The organism is Pantoea sp. ACRSB (assembly GCF_022346905.1).
GTDB lineage: Bacteria > Pseudomonadota > Gammaproteobacteria > Enterobacterales > Enterobacteriaceae > Pantoea > Pantoea piersonii.
In genome coordinates, this window is sequence record NZ_JAKRNL010000005.1 from 100,685 (window position 1) to 115,474 (window position 14,790).

Sequence of the window (14,790 nt, forward strand, 5' to 3'; positions counted from 1 at the left end):
TCATGGCGATGCGATTAAACGACGACCTGGAAAGCGATGGCGAAATGCATGAAATCAACGTAACGCCGTTTATCGACGTTATGCTGGTTCTGCTGATCATCTTTATGGTGGCCGCGCCGCTGGCGACCGTGGATGTTCGCGTTAATTTGCCCGCCTCGACCAGCGCGCCGCAGCCGCGGCCGGAGAAGCCGGTCTACCTGTCGATCAAGGCCGATAAGCAGCTCTTTATCGGCAACGATCAGGTCACGCCGGAAACGCTGGTCAACGCGCTGAACAGCCAGACTGAAGGCAATAAAGAGACCACCATCTTCTTCCAGGCTGACAAGTCAGTGGATTATGAAACCCTGATGAGCGTGATGGATAAGCTGCGCGCCGCGGGGTATCTCAAGATTGGCCTGATGGGCATGGAAACCGCCGCGAAATAAGCGGGCACGCATCTAAAAATGAAAAGGGCAGCCAGACGGCTGCCCTTTTTGTTTGAAGCCGCGAGGGCCAGCCCGGCAGTGAGGAGAAAGGGATACCGCGACGTTTAATGGTGAATTATGCTGCATAATTGCGAGGTTAATTATTTGTTACTTTTGGTTTCATGATTGTAAAGTGCAATGGTGAGGCTGGTCACATTATTCCCGGCTCAGGCAGGCTAAAAGGGGAAAAAAACGCAGGAAGCCACTATGAGCCACACTTCGCCTTTACAAAAGCCTCAGGGCAGCGCCCGAACCATCTTTAACGTTACCAGCGGTAACTTCCTTGAAATGTATGACTTTATGGTGTTTGGCTACTACGCCACCGCCATATCGAAAACCTTCTTCCCCGGCGACGATCCATTCGCCTCCCTGATGTTAACCCTGATGACCTTCGGCGCTGGCTTCTTAATGCGGCCGCTGGGCGCCATCGTACTTGGCGCCTATATCGACCATCACGGGCGGCGTAAAGGGCTGCTGTTGACGCTGGGGCTGATGGCGATAGGCACGCTCACCATCGCAGTGGTGCCGGGCTACGCTACGCTGGGTGCCGCCGCGCCGATCCTCATCCTGCTTGGCCGTCTGCTACAGGGATTCTCTGCCGGGGTAGAGCTGGGCGGCGTCTCTGTCTATCTGGCGGAGGTCGCGCCGAAAGGGCGTAAGGGCTTTTTCGTTAGCTGGCAGTCAGGCAGTCAGCAGATTGCGGTGATTTTCGCCGCGCTGCTCGGCCTGCTGCTTAACCACCTGCTGGCAAAAGAGGCGGTGACGGACTGGGGCTGGCGTATTCCTTTCTTTATCGGCTGTATGATCGTGCCGTTTCTGTTCTGGATCCGCCGTATGCTGGAAGAGACCGAAGCCTTTAGCCAGCGCAAGCATCATCCCAGCATGCGGGAGATTATGCGCTCGCTGGCGAGCAACTGGGCGCTGGTGCTGGCAGGAATGCTGATGGTGGTCACCACCACCGTGATGTTCTATATGATTACCGCCTTTACGCCTACCTTCGGCAAAACCGTACTGATGATGAGCGACAAAGAGAGCTTTCTGGTTACGCTGTGCGTCGGCATCTCTAATCTGTTCTGGCTGCCGGTAATGGGCGCGCTGTCGGACCGTATCGGCCGCCGCCCGCTGTTGATTGCCTTTACGCTGCTGATGATCGTCACTACCTGGCCGGTGCTGCACTGGCTGGTGGGATCGCCGACCTTTGCCCATCTGATGGAAGCTGAGCTGTGGCTCTCGTTCCTCTACGCCAGCTACAACGGTGCGATGGTGGTCTATCTGGCGGAGATTATGCCTGCTGAAGTGCGTGCCTCCGGCTTCTCGCTCGCCTATAGCCTGGCGACCGCGCTGTTCGGCGGCTTTACGCCCGCTATCTCCAGCTATCTGATCCACGCCACCGGCGATAAAGCGATGCCCGGCGTATGGCTCACTTTCGCCGCCGTTTGCGGTCTGATCGGCACGCTGCTGATTGGCCGCATGGTCAAACAGTATCGCGCGCGCCGCAGCACCACTACTGCCGCTGGCGCCTCAATCTAAAACGACACATCCACCACCACGCTGTCCGTGTAGTTTCCTGCGGGCGGCGTGGTCTGCGTGGTAAGTATGCGCGCGGTGTAGTTATAGCCGCGCGTCAGTCCATCCGTACTGACGCTGGTGGCGCTGGCGCTGCTGTAGCGCTCGGTGCCGCTCGGCCCCCAGCGGTTGCTGCTGGTCCCCTTGTAAATCTCATAGCTCAAACGGTTAGCGCCGCTCGCCATCTGGCGCTGCGTACCGTTGACGTAGCTGCCGTTGCTTAATCCCACCGTGTAGGTGCTGCCTTTGCTGCATACCACGTTAATCGTCTGCGAGACGGCGGAAAAACTGCCGACCAGCGGCGCGCTGCCAAAGCTGATGTTGGGCGCGGTAATGGTGGTGCAGTCATTGGTGACGACCATGGTGACGGTAATAGGGATCACGCCGCTGCCGCTCTGCGGCGACAGGCAGATATTGCCGACGCCGATGCTGGTGCAGACGTTATAGGTTACTGCCACGTTAAGCGTAACGGTATAGGTGCCGGCGGCGACTGTCTGACCCGGTACGGTACGCAGATAGACTGGAATAGCGAAGTTAAGGCTGCCCAGCAGCCCGGCGAGATTCGCCAGCACCGACTGGCTGAAAACATGGGCAGCACCGCCGATAGTCAGCTCAGTTGCGCAGGTGCTGTCGACGCAGAGCTGGACGGGAATATTATCCGTACCGGTATCGCCGCTGCGCTTAAGGGTGCCGCGCGTGCCGCTGACGTTGGTGGCGCCGGTAAGCTGAAAGGTGATCTGGTTATTGCCCAGCAGAGAAAGCGACGAGCCGGCTCCGCAGTTAACGTTGGCGTTGGTTGAGGTCGCCTCTGCCGTACTGTTCACCACGAAGGTGGAGACCGAGCCAAAGCTGGCGGTCGAGCTGGGCAGAGTACAGGCGGCGCGCGACAGTATCGGGAAAAGCATCAGCAGCGTCAGCAGCAGCATTTTTTTCATGGGGTAATCCCTGAGGTGGCGTTATCGGGGCTGGGAGTCGGCGCGCCCGCCGGTCGCAGCGGCAGCGGGCAGGTGATCGGGCCATAGGTTTTCAGCGCCTGCGGCTGGCCGCTGGCGATAGTCAGCTCGGCGCTACAGGTGCGGCCGTCCGGCGTGGCGACGCGAAGCGGATTGCTGGCGCGCAGATTTTCCAGCCAGGCGATACCGTCCCAGCCGACATACTCGGTCGCCTGTCCCTCGCGCAGCACCTGGCTGGAGACCGGCAGCGGCTGGCCGTCCGCATCTTGCAGGATCACGCTGGCGGAGCGCAGCTTCTCTACCGGAAAATGCAGCAGGTAGCCGCTCTGTCGTTTTACCGCGAAACGCTGTTCGACCTTCGGCGTCGTCATATCGGCGGGTAGATCGAGCGTATCGATATCGTACTTCGCCGGATAATAGCTGCTGACCGAAGGCACCAGCAGGTAGCCGTTGCGGTCAGTACGCCCCATCGACTGATTTTCATAGCGCACATTGACGTCGGGATAGCTGGTTTTCACCACCACAAAGGCGTCGTTGATACCGTTGGCGGCAAATACCTGGCTGTCCATCACCACCAGCGAGCCGGTGAGATCCGCCCACTGGGTGCTGTAGCCGTCGTCGCCATAGAAGCCTGCGGAGGTGTCGATTTTATTATTACGCCAGCGCAGGCTCGCCTGGCGATAGTCGCCGCTGTCGCCGCCCTGATTGGCCCAGGAGGCGTCCCAGGCGAAGCCGCCGTCGCTTGGCATTGAGCGCGACAGGTAGAGGCGCTGATTGTTTTCGCCCTGCTGGTCGCGCTCCATGCTGACCGAGGCGCTGCCGTGTTCGCCGAACGGGATCACCAGCGACATCGCGCCGCTCCAGGCGCCCTGCTGCTGGTCACGACTGGCGGAGAGATAGAGGCTGGCGTTGCCCCACAGCGTTTTGCTCCACGAAAGGTTGAGCAGCCGCGTGTGCTGGCCGTCACCGCCGCTGATATCGATATAGGCCGCGCCGAGGCTGCCGTACTGGCTCAGCGACACGCTGGCGTTGTACTGGGCGCTGCGACGCGCCAGGCTGTAAGTAGTATTGCTGGTGTTGCCGTTGCCGGTACGGCTGCTGAGCAGCGCCAGATTGCCGAATTCGCGACTGCGCAACGTATGCTGCGTGCCGATGCTGAACCAGCTGTTGTTGTACTGGTAGCCCCAGCTGTACTGTGTTCCGGCCGCGCCGTTCATCTGGCTCTGCGCCAGCGCGCCGTTCAGCACGCCCAGGCTGCCGATGCGAAACATCGCGCCCGCGCCGCCCATCGCCAGAGCGTCGCCGCCTTCAGCATGGGTTTCCAGCGTCAGCCAGTCGGTCGCGCCGTAGCGCAGCGAGCCGCTGGCCGCCGCATTTCCGTAATCGACGTTCTTAATGCCGTAGTTGTTGCGGAACGCGCCGGCGGAAAAAGAGTAGTCGCTCAGGCCCGCTTTCAGCAGCGAGCTGGAAACATAGAACGGCAGCGTCGTCGTTACCCGGCGTCCCACTGCGTCGGTGGTGGTAATAACCGCATCGCCTGCGCCGTTGACAAAGGGCACGTTGGTCAGCGACCAGGGGCCAGGCTGTACGTTCGCCTGGCTGGACTGATAGCCGTTGATAAAGAGATCGACGGTAGAGGGCACCGCCGCCTGGCCGGAAAACGCCGGCAGCGGATAGGTTACGAGATCGGGCCGCACGCTAAAATCGCGGCCGACCTGTATCCCGCCGAGACGCACGCTGTTGCTCCAGCTCAGCGCATCGGTAGTGAGATCGCCGACGCGCCAGCTAATCACATTGTTCTCATCCTCGTTGCTCCACCAGGTGTCGTAGCGGATATAGCCGTCCTCCTGCGCGGGAGCGCGGCCTTCCATCTGCTGCTGCCAGACGCCGTTGCTGGAAAACTGGCCTGCGGAACCGAAGAGGCGCAGTTCGTTCCAGGCTGACAGTCGCGTGCCAGCTTTGGTGGTGCGCGTGGCGTAGAGGTCGTAATTAAACAGCGCCCCGGTGGAGGTGCGGCCAGGGTAGCGCGGCCCGTTTTGCGCTTCGCCGATCACCTGGCCCGGCAGCCACGCGGGCGGCACCGTTAACAGCAGGCGCTGACGCCGATCGTCGTAGTCCGCTTTTACCTCATTCCAGCGGCTGACGTCGACCAGCTGCGGGTCCGGCAGCTTTTCGGCCGGGATGCCGGCGCGCTGCAAATCGCCCGCGCGCACCAGCAAGCGGCCCTCGCGTCGCTCTACCGGCACGATAGCGCCGTTTTCGCGCTGATTGACCACCAGTTCCAGCATATAGCGCTGCTGTTCGCCGCTGCTCTCCAGCGACGGCGGCGGCGGCAGAGACGAAAAAGTCTCTGCCAGCGCGGCGGCAGGCGTCAGGCAGGCGCAGACGCTAACCACCGCCAGCGCGCAGGGGTGAAGAGTCCTCTGCATTTAGCGGCTGGACGCGCTGCGCCATTCACCGGCATTGGTATCCGCCGTCAGCTGGCCGCTGACGGCATTTTTCAGCGGCCAGCGGTTTTCGCTGTGCGCCAGCACGTAGCCGAACAGGCCGTCGCCCAGTTTGCGTCCGCCGAGGGTGACGTTGCTAAGGCGCGCGTGGCCGCTGCCCCGGTTGGTGAGCAGCAGCCAGGACTTTCCGCCCTCGCTGACCTGCCGCCAGCTCAGCACCGGCTTCGCCGCGTCGCGCGTCAGCCCGTCGCCATACACAAACAGCGGTACCGAGTAGCGCATCTGAAAATTAAGGCCCGCCTGGTTTTCGCCCGGCGTGCGCGGCGTCGGGATCTCGTCGAGCACTACGCGGTACGCCAGCTCCTGGCCCGCGCCAGGCGGCGTCTGTTTAATCAGGCGCACCAGCTGCTTTTGCCCAGGCTCAATGCGCACCAGCGGCGGGCTGGCAACGACGCTCTGCTGCGTGGCGTACTGCTCTTTGCCGCCGACCTGCTGCCAGCTAAAGATGCGTATCTGCATCAGCGTGGTGGTGTTGCCGCGATTCTCCAGCCACAGCTCGCTGGCTTTTTCATCCGGGTTGATGCTGGGATCGATAGGCCAAATCATCAGCGAATTCGCTGCCTGGGCGCTGGTCGCCAGCAGGGAAACAAGGAACAACAGGGCGCGCATCATCATCTTTCTCCTTTAAGCATGCGGCTACCAGCTCAGCGTCACGGTCAGCGTGTCGGTATAGACGCCAGCGCGCGTCGGGCCGGGCAGCCGCAGCAGGCCATAAATCGGCAACGTAATGTTGCTGGCGTTGCTGTAGCTCAGCGCGACGGCGCTGTTTACCGGAATGGCGGTGGTATGGCTGGCGTTGGTATAGAGGGCATAGGCCACGGTATTGGTATTGCTGGTGTGTTTCAGGTTGCGCGTCGTGGTGTAGTTGCTGCCGCCGTTAATGCTCATGCTCAGCGTCGTGCCGGGGGTACAGGCGAGCGTAATGGCAGTGCTCTGCACGAAGCTGGCGCTGACGCTGCTGCTGGCGACGCCTGACTGCGAGCCGAAATCAAGCGTGCCGAAAACGCCGGTATTCGTACCGGAGACGACGCAGCCCGCCACAATGGAAGCAGAGACTTGAAACGTGCTGGTAGGCAGGCTCCAGGCGCTAAGACTTCCTGTCAGCAGGGGCAGCGTGCAGATCAGCCTGCGCAAAGCGCGCGTCGCAGCCACCCGAATGCTCCTGAAAGCGCGATCAGTAGTTCACGGCGACGTTAATGGTATCGGTATAGGTACCTGCCGGAATAAGCGGGTTGAAGCCGCCGCCCACGACGCGACCGTAGATGGCGTAGTTGGTGCCAAGCGTAGGATCGGTGGTATCAGTGGCGGGGATATTGGTGTTGTTGGCAATAGCGGTGGTAAAGGCCGCGTCGCTGTAGAGCGTGTAGGCGATCCCTTGCGTATTGTTGGAGCCGAGGATCAGGTAGCGCGGCTGGCCGGAAACCGTCCCGAAGACAGTAGCGGGCGCGGCGTTGCTGCTGGTCACCTGCACGTTGTAGGTCTGGCCGGTGGTGCAGCGCACGTAAATACCGTTGCCGGCCGCGCCGACCAGCGTGGCGTTCAGGGTATCGAAGGTCGCCGCGCTGCTGCCGAAGTTCAGGGTACCGAAGTTAACGCCGCTGGTGGCGGACTGGCCGTTCACCAGGCAGCCCGTGGTCAGCGTCAGGGTAGCGTTAATGGTCCCTGTCGTGGTGGCGGCAAAAGTAACAGAGGATAATGCCGAGGTCAGGCCCGCAGCGGCAAACAGAAAAAGCTTGAATTTCATAATTAATCCTTACCGATTATGTAGAGTCAGTGCTTTTTCGCCCGGTGATTAATTAGTAAAACAAGCAAGATCTGGCGATGGCGGCCCCGGCCAGGCCAGAAATCGCGCCTCATCCTGAGGAAAATCTTAGCTTTAAGCTAAGTGTTTTTTATAAATTTTACTTAATATAGAACACTGCACAAGCTCCGGTGAAGCGATACCGCAAATTTTCATTAATCAATTAATTTATCCGGTCGATAAACCTGTAATACCAAGGCGTTGGGCGACCCCTAAAAAAAGCAAAGCGGGGAACATTTTGCCCTCTACCGTCGCTTCGCTAACAGTGATATGTTCATACATTAATCAGAACCAGTTACGCTTTAACAGGCTATGCCAGGAAAAACCTTAATCGCATGTCGACCTGACCGGTACAGCGTTATACGGCCCTGAAAATAATAAAACTGCACGGCTGACCGCTATTTATCCGTCTGTTTTTTGAAATCTTTGTTGATTACAACACAGCGCCTGCTTATGGGCGGGTTGTGAGGAGTTGCACATGCTGCTGGTCACCTGGGATAGCGTTCTGGTTGGCGTATCGCTGATCGTCGCTTTTATTGCCGCGTTTACCGCGCTGGATACGGCAGGGCGCGTCGCGGTGTCCCACGGCTGGATGGCGCGCGTGTGGCTGATGGCCGGCGGCATGGCGATGGGCATCGGCATCTGGGCAATGCACTTTATCGGCATGCTGGCGATGATGATGCCGATGCGCTACGACACCGGCCTGACGGTGTTCTCCCTGCTGGCGGCCTGCGTCGCCTGTATGCTGGCGTTCGCGCAGACGCAGGGCGGGCAGTTTAGCCGTCGCCGCTGGCTGATCGGCAGCGCCATGCTCGGCAGCGGCGTGGTGGCGATGCACTATACCGGGATGCTTGCGCTGCTTATCACCCCTGCGCCGCACTGGCGTCTTTCGCTGGTTGTGCTCTCCGTCGCTATCGCTTACTGCGCCTCCGCCGCCGCGCTCTGGCTGGCTTTTCATCTGCGTCAGGGCGAAAAAAATCTGCTGACGATGCGCGCGCTCGGCGCGCTGGTAATGGGCGTTGCCATCGCCGGTATGCACTACACCGGCATGGCGGCGGCGCAGTTCGATAGCCACAGTATGATGCTGGCGCAGGGCGTCAGCGGGCAGGGGCTGGCGGTATGGGTCGCGCTGGTGACGCTCTCTATCCTCGGCTTTACGCTGCTCGCCTCTATGCTGGACGCCCAGCTGCGCGCCGCGCGTCTGGCGCAGCGCCTGAAGCAGGCGAATCAGGAGCTGCATCAGCTGGCGATGCACGACAATCTCACCGCGCTGCCCAATCGCGTGATGCTGGAACAGCGGCTGGAAGCGGCGCTTGGCCAGGCGACGGGCGGCGATAGCGGATTTACCCTGATGTATATGGATCTCGACGGCTTTAAGGCGGTCAACGACACCTGGGGTCACTACGTCGGCGATCGATTGCTGATTGCCGTCGCCGAGCGCCTGCGCAGCCAGCTCAGCGAAGACGGGATGCTGCTGGCGCGGCTCGGCGGCGATGAGTTCGTGCTGCTGAGCCAGGGCAACGACATTCGTCACGCCGTGGCGCTGGCGCAGCGGCTGGTCAGGGCGATTGATGCGTCGTTTGAGCTGGATCGCTATCTGCTGCGCGTCTCGCTCAGCGTGGGCATCGCCCTTTATCCGCAGCATGGGCGCAGCAAGCAGGAGCTGATGTTCAACGCCGACTCGGCGATGTACCACACCAAACACAGCGGGCGTAACGGCTACTGTCTGTTTGAACCGGCGATGAGCGCCAGCGCGCAGCATCAGCTGGCGCTGGCCAACGATCTGTGGCTGGCGCTGGAGCGTCAGGAGATGCGGCTGTTCTATCAGCCGAAGTTTCGCTCCAGCAGCAGCGAGCTGATCGGCTTTGAAGCCCTGCTGCGCTGGCAGCATCCGACGCGCGGCCTGCTGATGCCCGATATTTTTCTGCCGCGCGCGGAGAAAACCGGGCAGATCGTCGCGCTTGGCAACTGGGTGATCAACGAAGCCTGCCGCCAGCTTAAACAGTGGCACAGCGACGGGCATACGCGCTGGACGGTTTCCGTTAACCTGTCGGCGCTGCAGTTTCACCAGCGCGATCTGCTGGAGACGGTGCGTCAGGCGCTGCTGCGCCATCAGCTGCCGGGCGGGTCGCTGACGCTGGAGATCACAGAGAGTATCGCCATGCGCGATCCGCAATTCAGCCAGCAGCGCATCAGCGAGCTGCAAAAAATTCAGGTCAGGGTGGCGATCGATAAGTTCGGTATCGGCTACGCTAACCTGCTGCATCTGAAAAACCTGGACGCCAGCGAGCTGAAGATTGACCGCAGCTTTATCAACAGCCTGCGCGCCGACAGCCAGGACGCCACCGTGGTAAGCGCAATGCTGGCGCTGGCGCAGACGCTCAACCTGCAAATGGTGGCGGAAGGGGTCGAAACCGAAGAGCAGCAGACGCTGCTGACCCGGCTCGGCTTTGACGCGCTGCAGGGCTATTTGCTGGGTAAACCGACGCCCGCCGATCGCATTGCCGACTTCGCCGCCGTTTGACGATAGATTTTAACGCTCACAGGCATCGGAAGCTTTCATCGACGTGGGCTAATTACCCTTTGCCTTTTGCCGATAACCTGAGCAAATAATTCATCCTCGTGACTTTTTCATTACAACTCCATGGCTGCGTTTTTGCGCTTTAACGGGACTTCACTATGTTAGTGACCTCATACGATTCGTTTACCGTCATCGTTTCCATACTTGTTGCGATGCTGGCGTCCTTTACCGCGCTGGATATGGCGGGCCGCGTGGCCACCTCGACAGGAAAAGTCGCGTTGATATGGCTGTTTGGCGGGGGCTTCGCCATGGGCGTCGGCATCTGGGCGATGCACTTTATCGGCATGCTCTCTATGACCATGGAGATGGTGATGAGCTACGACGCGTCGCTCACCGGCATCTCAATGGCGATCGCCGTTATCGCCTCAATCTTTGCGCTCTGGCTGGTCTGCCGGGGCGAATTGCCGATGAGAAAACTGCTGGGCGGCGCGCTGGTGCTGGGCAGCGGCGTGGTGGCGATGCACTACACCGGGATGGCGGCGCTGATGCTTTCACCCGGCATCAGCTGGAACTGGAGCTGGATTGCGCTCTCAGTGGTTATCGCGCTGGTGGCGTCAGGCGCGGCGCTGTGGCTGGCGTTTAACCTGCGCGACGGCACGACCGGCCGTACAACGCTGCTGCGTCTTGGCGCTTCGGTGGTGATGGGCCTCGCTATCGCGGGCATGCACTATACCGGCATGGCGGCGGCGAGCTTTCCGGCGCACAGCCATACGATCAAGATGGGCGTCAACAGCAACTGGCTGGCGATCCTGGTGACGGTGGTCACGCTGGCGATCCTCGGTATTACGCTGCTGGTGTCGATGCTCGACGCGCGCATGCAGGCGCGCACCGCGATTCTGGCGCGCTCGCTGGCGGAGGCAAACCGCGAACTGGCGCAGCTGGCGCTGCACGACAACCTGACGCGCCTGCCGAACCGCATTCTGCTGGAGGATCGTCTGGAGCAGGCGATCAATAAAGCCAACCGCGAGCGTACCCAGTTTGCGCTGATGTTTATGGACCTCGACGGCTTTAAGGCGGTAAACGACGCCTTCGGCCATCACGTCGGGGATAATCTGCTGATCGCCGTCACCGAGCGCATGAGCGAGCAGATGAAAGGGTATTACACGCTGGCGCGCATGGGCGGCGATGAGTTTGTGCTGCTGATTGAAATTAACGATCCCAACGACGCCGCCACGGTGGCGGATACGCTGGTCAAAGCCATCGAGCGTCCGTTTGCCATCTCCCGCTATGAACTGATGGTGTCGCTGAGCATCGGCATCGCGGTCTACCCTGGCGACGGCAAAGATGAGCGTGAACTGATGTTCAACGCCGACGCCGCGATGTACCACACCAAAAACAACGGGCGCAACGGACATAACTTCTTCCAGCCCTCAATGAACACGCTGGCGCAGACTCAGCTGCAGCTTAATAACGATCTGTGGCACGCGCAGGAAAATGGCGAGCTGCGGCTGTTCTACCAGCCGAAATATTGCGCGCCGCGCGGCCCGATTATCGGTTTTGAAGCGCTGCTGCGCTGGCAGCATCCAACGCGTGGCCTGCTGACGCCCGATATCTTCCTGCCGCTGGCGGAAAAGACCGGCATGATCGTCAATATCGGTAGCTGGGTGATCAACGAAGCGTGCCGCCAGCTGCACGAATGGCGTCAGCAGGGGCACAGCAACTGGTCGGTGGCGGTGAATCTCTCGGCGCTGCAGTTTGAGCAGAACAGTCTGGTGGGGACGGTGATGGCGGCGCTGGCGACGCATGATATTCCGCCCGAGCTGCTGACGCTGGAGGTGACGGAAACCACCGCGATGCGCGATCCGGACGAGAGCGTGCGTATTCTTACCGAGCTGACGCGGCTGGGAGTCAAAGCCTCGATTGACGACTTCGGCACCGGCTATTCGAGCCTGCTCTATCTCAAGCGCCTGCCGGCCAGCGAACTCAAGATCGACCGGGCGTTCGTCAATGAGCTACAGCATCACTCCGAGGATGCCACCATCGTTTCTGCTATCGTCGCGCTGGCGCAGTCGCTCGATCTTAAAGTGGTGGCGGAAGGGGTAGAAACGGCTGAACAGCAGGCGTTTTTAACCGGTTTAGGCTGCAATACGCTACAGGGGTATTTACTGGGTAAGCCTGTGCCGCCGGAGAAAGTCGCCGACCTGCCTGATTTCGCGCCGCTGGCAGAGCAGCAAAACAGCGTCACGTCGCCGCACACCCTTTGCGAAGCGCTGCCGGGATAAACCGGCAGCACAAAGTGACAGCATTGTTGCGTTGTTATTTGTGTTTGGTTAGCAAATACCTGCTTTTATGGTGTTTTTGTTGACGTGCGCACATTGCAACGGCCGCCAGGTTTGCCACACTTAGCTGAAAGCTAACCGGAGAACCTGTATGACTGCCCCCTCTTCCAGTCTGTTGTTAGTGATGTCCTTCGCGGCGGGCACCTTTGCCGCCGGATCGTCAAATAACCCGCAGCACCTGATGCTCGCCAGCCCATCGGGCGGTGTGCCGAACAATCCGCTGCCGCTTATCATCTGGCCGCGCGTAGCGCTGAATGAGATGCAGGATGACATGCAGGATGATGCGCAAAATGAAAAGCAGGAGGAAGAACCCGACTTTGCCGGCTGGTTTGAACAGACCTTCGCGCGTAACGGCTGGCCGCCCTCATGGCGCTACGACATCTTTCCCTACACGCATTTCCATCCCAATACGCATGAGCTGCTGGGTGTGGCGCAGGGCTGGGCGGAAGTGCTGTTCGGCGGTGAAACGGGCCGTATGGTAACGCTGCGCGCGGGCGATGCGGTACTGATCCCGGCGGGCGTCGGCCATAAGCAGGTCTATGCCAGCGAAGACTTTATGGTAGTCGGCGCGTATCCGGAGGGCTTTGCGCCGGAGACGCAGCGCGATGAGCCAGAGAAACTGCACGCGGCGCAGCAGCAGGTGAAAGAGGTGCCGCTGCCGACGCGCGATCCCTTTACCGGCAAAGAGGGCGCGATGACCGATATCTGGACACCGATCGCCGACCATTTCTGAGCCGCGCCGCGTCATAAATTTGAAAACATCTCGTCTTATTTTTGGCGTCACCATCGTCGAAAAAAGGCGCGTTATGTTCTCTGTCGATCAGGTTGTCGAACGCTTCTGGCCACAGGCTCGCCCCGCTGGCTGGCAGCGTCGGGTATTGCGCTGGGCCTTGCATGAAGAGGAGTTCCAGCGCTTCGCCGCGCGCTATCCCCATCTGAAAGGGCTGGATATGATCGAGCAGGTGCTGGAGCACCTCGACGTGCGCTGCGAGCTGAGCGAACGCGATCTGGAGCAGATCCCGCCGCGTGGGCCAGTTGTCATCGTCGCCAACCATCCTCTCGGCGCGCTTGACGGTCTGGCGCTGCTGTCAGCGGTGGCACAGGTGCGGCGCGACGTAAAAATCGTCGCCAACCGTATGCTGATGATGGTGGAGCCGCTTAATACCCTGATGCTGCCGGTAGACAATATGGGCAACCGCACCAGCCGTGACCAGCTTCAGCGCATGCAGCAGCACCTCAGCAATGATGGCGTGCTGATTATCTTCCCGGCGGGCGAAGTTTCACGCCTCAGCAGCCGCGGCGTGCGCGACGGCCGCTGGCACCACACCTTTCTGCGTCTTGCCGCGCGCGCCCGCGCCCCGCTGGTGCCGGTATTTATCGACGGGCGCAACAGTGGACTCTTCTACGCGGCGGCTAAAATCGCCCAGCCGCTGGCGCTGCTGATGCTGGTGCGCGAGATGTTTCGCCAGCGCGGCACGCGCATCAAGCTGCATATCGGCGCGCAAATTCCCTTTGCGCACTGGCACGACGGCCATACGCCGGGCAAAGCGCTGGCAAAACGGCTGCGCAAACACCTCTATCGCATCGGCCAGCAGCGTCCTGGCCTGTTCCAGACCGAAAAAGCGATCGCTCGCGCTGAGGATCGCGCCGAGCTGAAGCGGGCGCTGCGCGCGAGCGAGCATCTCGGCACCACCGGCGACGGCAAGCAGATCTACCTGTGGCGGCGCAACGGCGCGACCTGGGTGCCGCTGCTGCGCGAGCTGGGGCGTCTGCGTGAAATCGCCTTTCGCGCGGTGGGTGAGGGCAGTGGCCGCCGTCGCGACCTGGATAATTACGACGACGATTACTATCACCTTATCCTGTGGGATGACGCGCAGCTGGAGATCGTGGGCGCCTACCGCTTTATTCCCGGCGACGAGCAGCTCTCCAGGCGCGGGCTGGAAGGGTTTTACAGCCATAGCCTGTTCCACTACGACGAGCGCATGATGCCGATTTTGCAGCAGAGCATCGAGCTGGGACGCAGCTTTATTCAGCCTGCCTACTGGGGTAAGCGCGGGCTCGATTACCTCTGGCTCGGCATCGGCGCTTATCTGGCGCGCTATCCCCAGACGCGCTATCTGTTTGGGCCGGTCTCTATTTCCGGCGGGATGCCGCTGGCGGCGCGCGATCTGCTGGTGGCCTTCTACCGGCTCTATTTCCCTACCGAACTGCCGCTGGCGACGTCGCGCCGGCCCTATCCTGCGTCGCTGCCGGACGTGCTGGCGCAGTTTAGCGGCGACGACTATCAGGAAGATTTGCACAGGCTCAAGCTGCTGCTGAGTAATCTTGGCTGCGCCATTCCTACGCTCTATAAGCAGTATTCGGAGCTGTGCGAGTCTGGCGGCGTGCAGTTTATCGATTTCGGCAGCGATCCTGAGTTCAATCACTGCATCGACGGACTGGTGCTGGTGGATTTAACGCGGCTGAAGGCGTCGCGCTACGAACGGTATATTGCGGTACATAAGGTGGTGGCAGAGGCATCGGAGGGGTAAGCTCTGTGGCGCGTCACAGGTGACTGATTTTGTTATGCGCTAAGCCCGGCCGTCCAGGTCGGGCTTTTCGTGCATTTTCGCTTTTGCCTGCTTATCCTTTACCGTCTT

Annotated in this window: 11 protein-coding genes; 6 read left to right on the forward strand and 5 right to left on the reverse strand. The window is 60.6% G+C overall.

The window, feature by feature from the left end:
• The first annotated feature begins 2 nt into the window (after positions 1–2).
• Together exbD and MHZ89_RS15760 are read left to right on the forward strand one after the other, a co-directional pair.
• Positions 3–425 (forward strand): TonB system transport protein ExbD, encoded by a 423-nt coding sequence (gene exbD / locus MHZ89_RS15755; protein WP_311783805.1) that lies wholly within the window; start codon positions 3–5, stop codon positions 423–425.
• A 246-nt stretch (positions 426–671) separates the two neighbouring features.
• On the forward strand, positions 672–1,994 hold the full coding sequence (locus tag MHZ89_RS15760) for an MFS transporter (RefSeq protein ID WP_311783806.1): 1,323 nt from the start codon (positions 672–674) through the stop codon (positions 1,992–1,994).
• Here MHZ89_RS15760 and MHZ89_RS15765 read toward each other — a convergent pair.
• From MHZ89_RS15765 to MHZ89_RS15785, 5 genes are read right to left on the reverse strand one after another with little or no spacing between them, the layout of a single operon-like run.
• Entirely contained in the window at positions 1,991–2,965 is a 975-nt protein-coding gene (locus MHZ89_RS15765) for a spore coat U domain-containing protein (protein WP_311783807.1), read from the reverse strand. The two genes, MHZ89_RS15760 and MHZ89_RS15765, sit on opposite strands and share 4 nt — an antisense overlap.
• On the reverse strand, positions 2,962–5,412 hold the full coding sequence (locus tag MHZ89_RS15770) for a fimbria/pilus outer membrane usher protein (RefSeq protein WP_311783808.1): 2,451 nt from the start codon (positions 5,410–5,412) through the stop codon (positions 2,962–2,964). The genes MHZ89_RS15765 and MHZ89_RS15770 overlap by 4 nt, the downstream gene beginning before the upstream one ends.
• On the reverse strand, positions 5,413–6,105 hold the full coding sequence (locus tag MHZ89_RS15775) for a molecular chaperone (protein WP_311783809.1): 693 nt from the start codon (positions 6,103–6,105) through the stop codon (positions 5,413–5,415).
• 21 nt (positions 6,106–6,126) lie between these two features.
• The gene (locus MHZ89_RS15780; RefSeq protein WP_240629459.1) at positions 6,127–6,615 is read right to left on the reverse strand and encodes a spore coat U domain-containing protein; all 489 of its coding nucleotides are present in this window, start codon (positions 6,613–6,615) and stop codon (positions 6,127–6,129) included.
• A 49-nt stretch (positions 6,616–6,664) separates the two neighbouring features.
• Entirely contained in the window at positions 6,665–7,234 is a 570-nt protein-coding gene (locus MHZ89_RS15785; RefSeq protein ID WP_120454733.1) for a spore coat protein U domain-containing protein, read from the reverse strand.
• Positions 7,235–7,769: 535 nt separating this feature from the next.
• On the opposite strand from MHZ89_RS15785, the gene MHZ89_RS15790 reads away from it, so the two are divergent.
• From MHZ89_RS15790 to MHZ89_RS15805, 4 genes are all read left to right on the forward strand, one after another.
• The gene (locus MHZ89_RS15790; RefSeq protein ID WP_311783810.1) at positions 7,770–9,815 is read left to right on the forward strand and encodes a bifunctional diguanylate cyclase/phosphodiesterase; all 2,046 of its coding nucleotides are present in this window, start codon (positions 7,770–7,772) and stop codon (positions 9,813–9,815) included.
• A gap of 155 nt (positions 9,816–9,970) precedes the next feature.
• On the forward strand, positions 9,971–12,094 hold the full coding sequence (locus MHZ89_RS15795) for an EAL domain-containing protein (RefSeq protein ID WP_311783811.1): 2,124 nt from the start codon (positions 9,971–9,973) through the stop codon (positions 12,092–12,094).
• 148 nt (positions 12,095–12,242) lie between these two features.
• Positions 12,243–12,884, forward strand: a complete 642-nt coding sequence (locus MHZ89_RS15800) for a cupin domain-containing protein (RefSeq protein WP_311783812.1) — start codon at positions 12,243–12,245, stop codon at positions 12,882–12,884.
• 73 nt (positions 12,885–12,957) lie between these two features.
• Positions 12,958–14,682 (forward strand): lysophospholipid acyltransferase family protein, encoded by a 1,725-nt coding sequence (locus MHZ89_RS15805; RefSeq protein ID WP_311783813.1) that lies wholly within the window; start codon positions 12,958–12,960, stop codon positions 14,680–14,682.
• Positions 14,683–14,790 lie beyond the last annotated feature (108 nt).

Coding starts and splice junctions, on each gene's coding strand:
- MHZ89_RS15790 (WP_311783810.1), top strand. CDS start 7,770: ATGCTGCTGGTCACCTGGGATAGCGTTCTGGTTGGCGTATCGCTGATC.
- MHZ89_RS15770 (WP_311783808.1), bottom strand. CDS start 5,412: ATGCAGAGGACTCTTCACCCCTGCGCGCTGGCGGTGGTTAGCGTCTGC.
- MHZ89_RS15760 (WP_311783806.1), top strand. CDS start 672: ATGAGCCACACTTCGCCTTTACAAAAGCCTCAGGGCAGCGCCCGAACC.
- MHZ89_RS15805 (WP_311783813.1), top strand. CDS start 12,958: ATGTTCTCTGTCGATCAGGTTGTCGAACGCTTCTGGCCACAGGCTCGC.
- MHZ89_RS15765 (WP_311783807.1), bottom strand. CDS start 2,965: ATGAAAAAAATGCTGCTGCTGACGCTGCTGATGCTTTTCCCGATACTG.
- MHZ89_RS15785 (WP_120454733.1), bottom strand. CDS start 7,234: ATGAAATTCAAGCTTTTTCTGTTTGCCGCTGCGGGCCTGACCTCGGCA.
- exbD (WP_311783805.1), top strand. CDS start 3: ATGGCGATGCGATTAAACGACGACCTGGAAAGCGATGGCGAAATGCAT.
- MHZ89_RS15800 (WP_311783812.1), top strand. CDS start 12,243: ATGACTGCCCCCTCTTCCAGTCTGTTGTTAGTGATGTCCTTCGCGGCG.
- MHZ89_RS15795 (WP_311783811.1), top strand. CDS start 9,971: ATGTTAGTGACCTCATACGATTCGTTTACCGTCATCGTTTCCATACTT.
- MHZ89_RS15775 (WP_311783809.1), bottom strand. CDS start 6,105: ATGATGATGCGCGCCCTGTTGTTCCTTGTTTCCCTGCTGGCGACCAGC.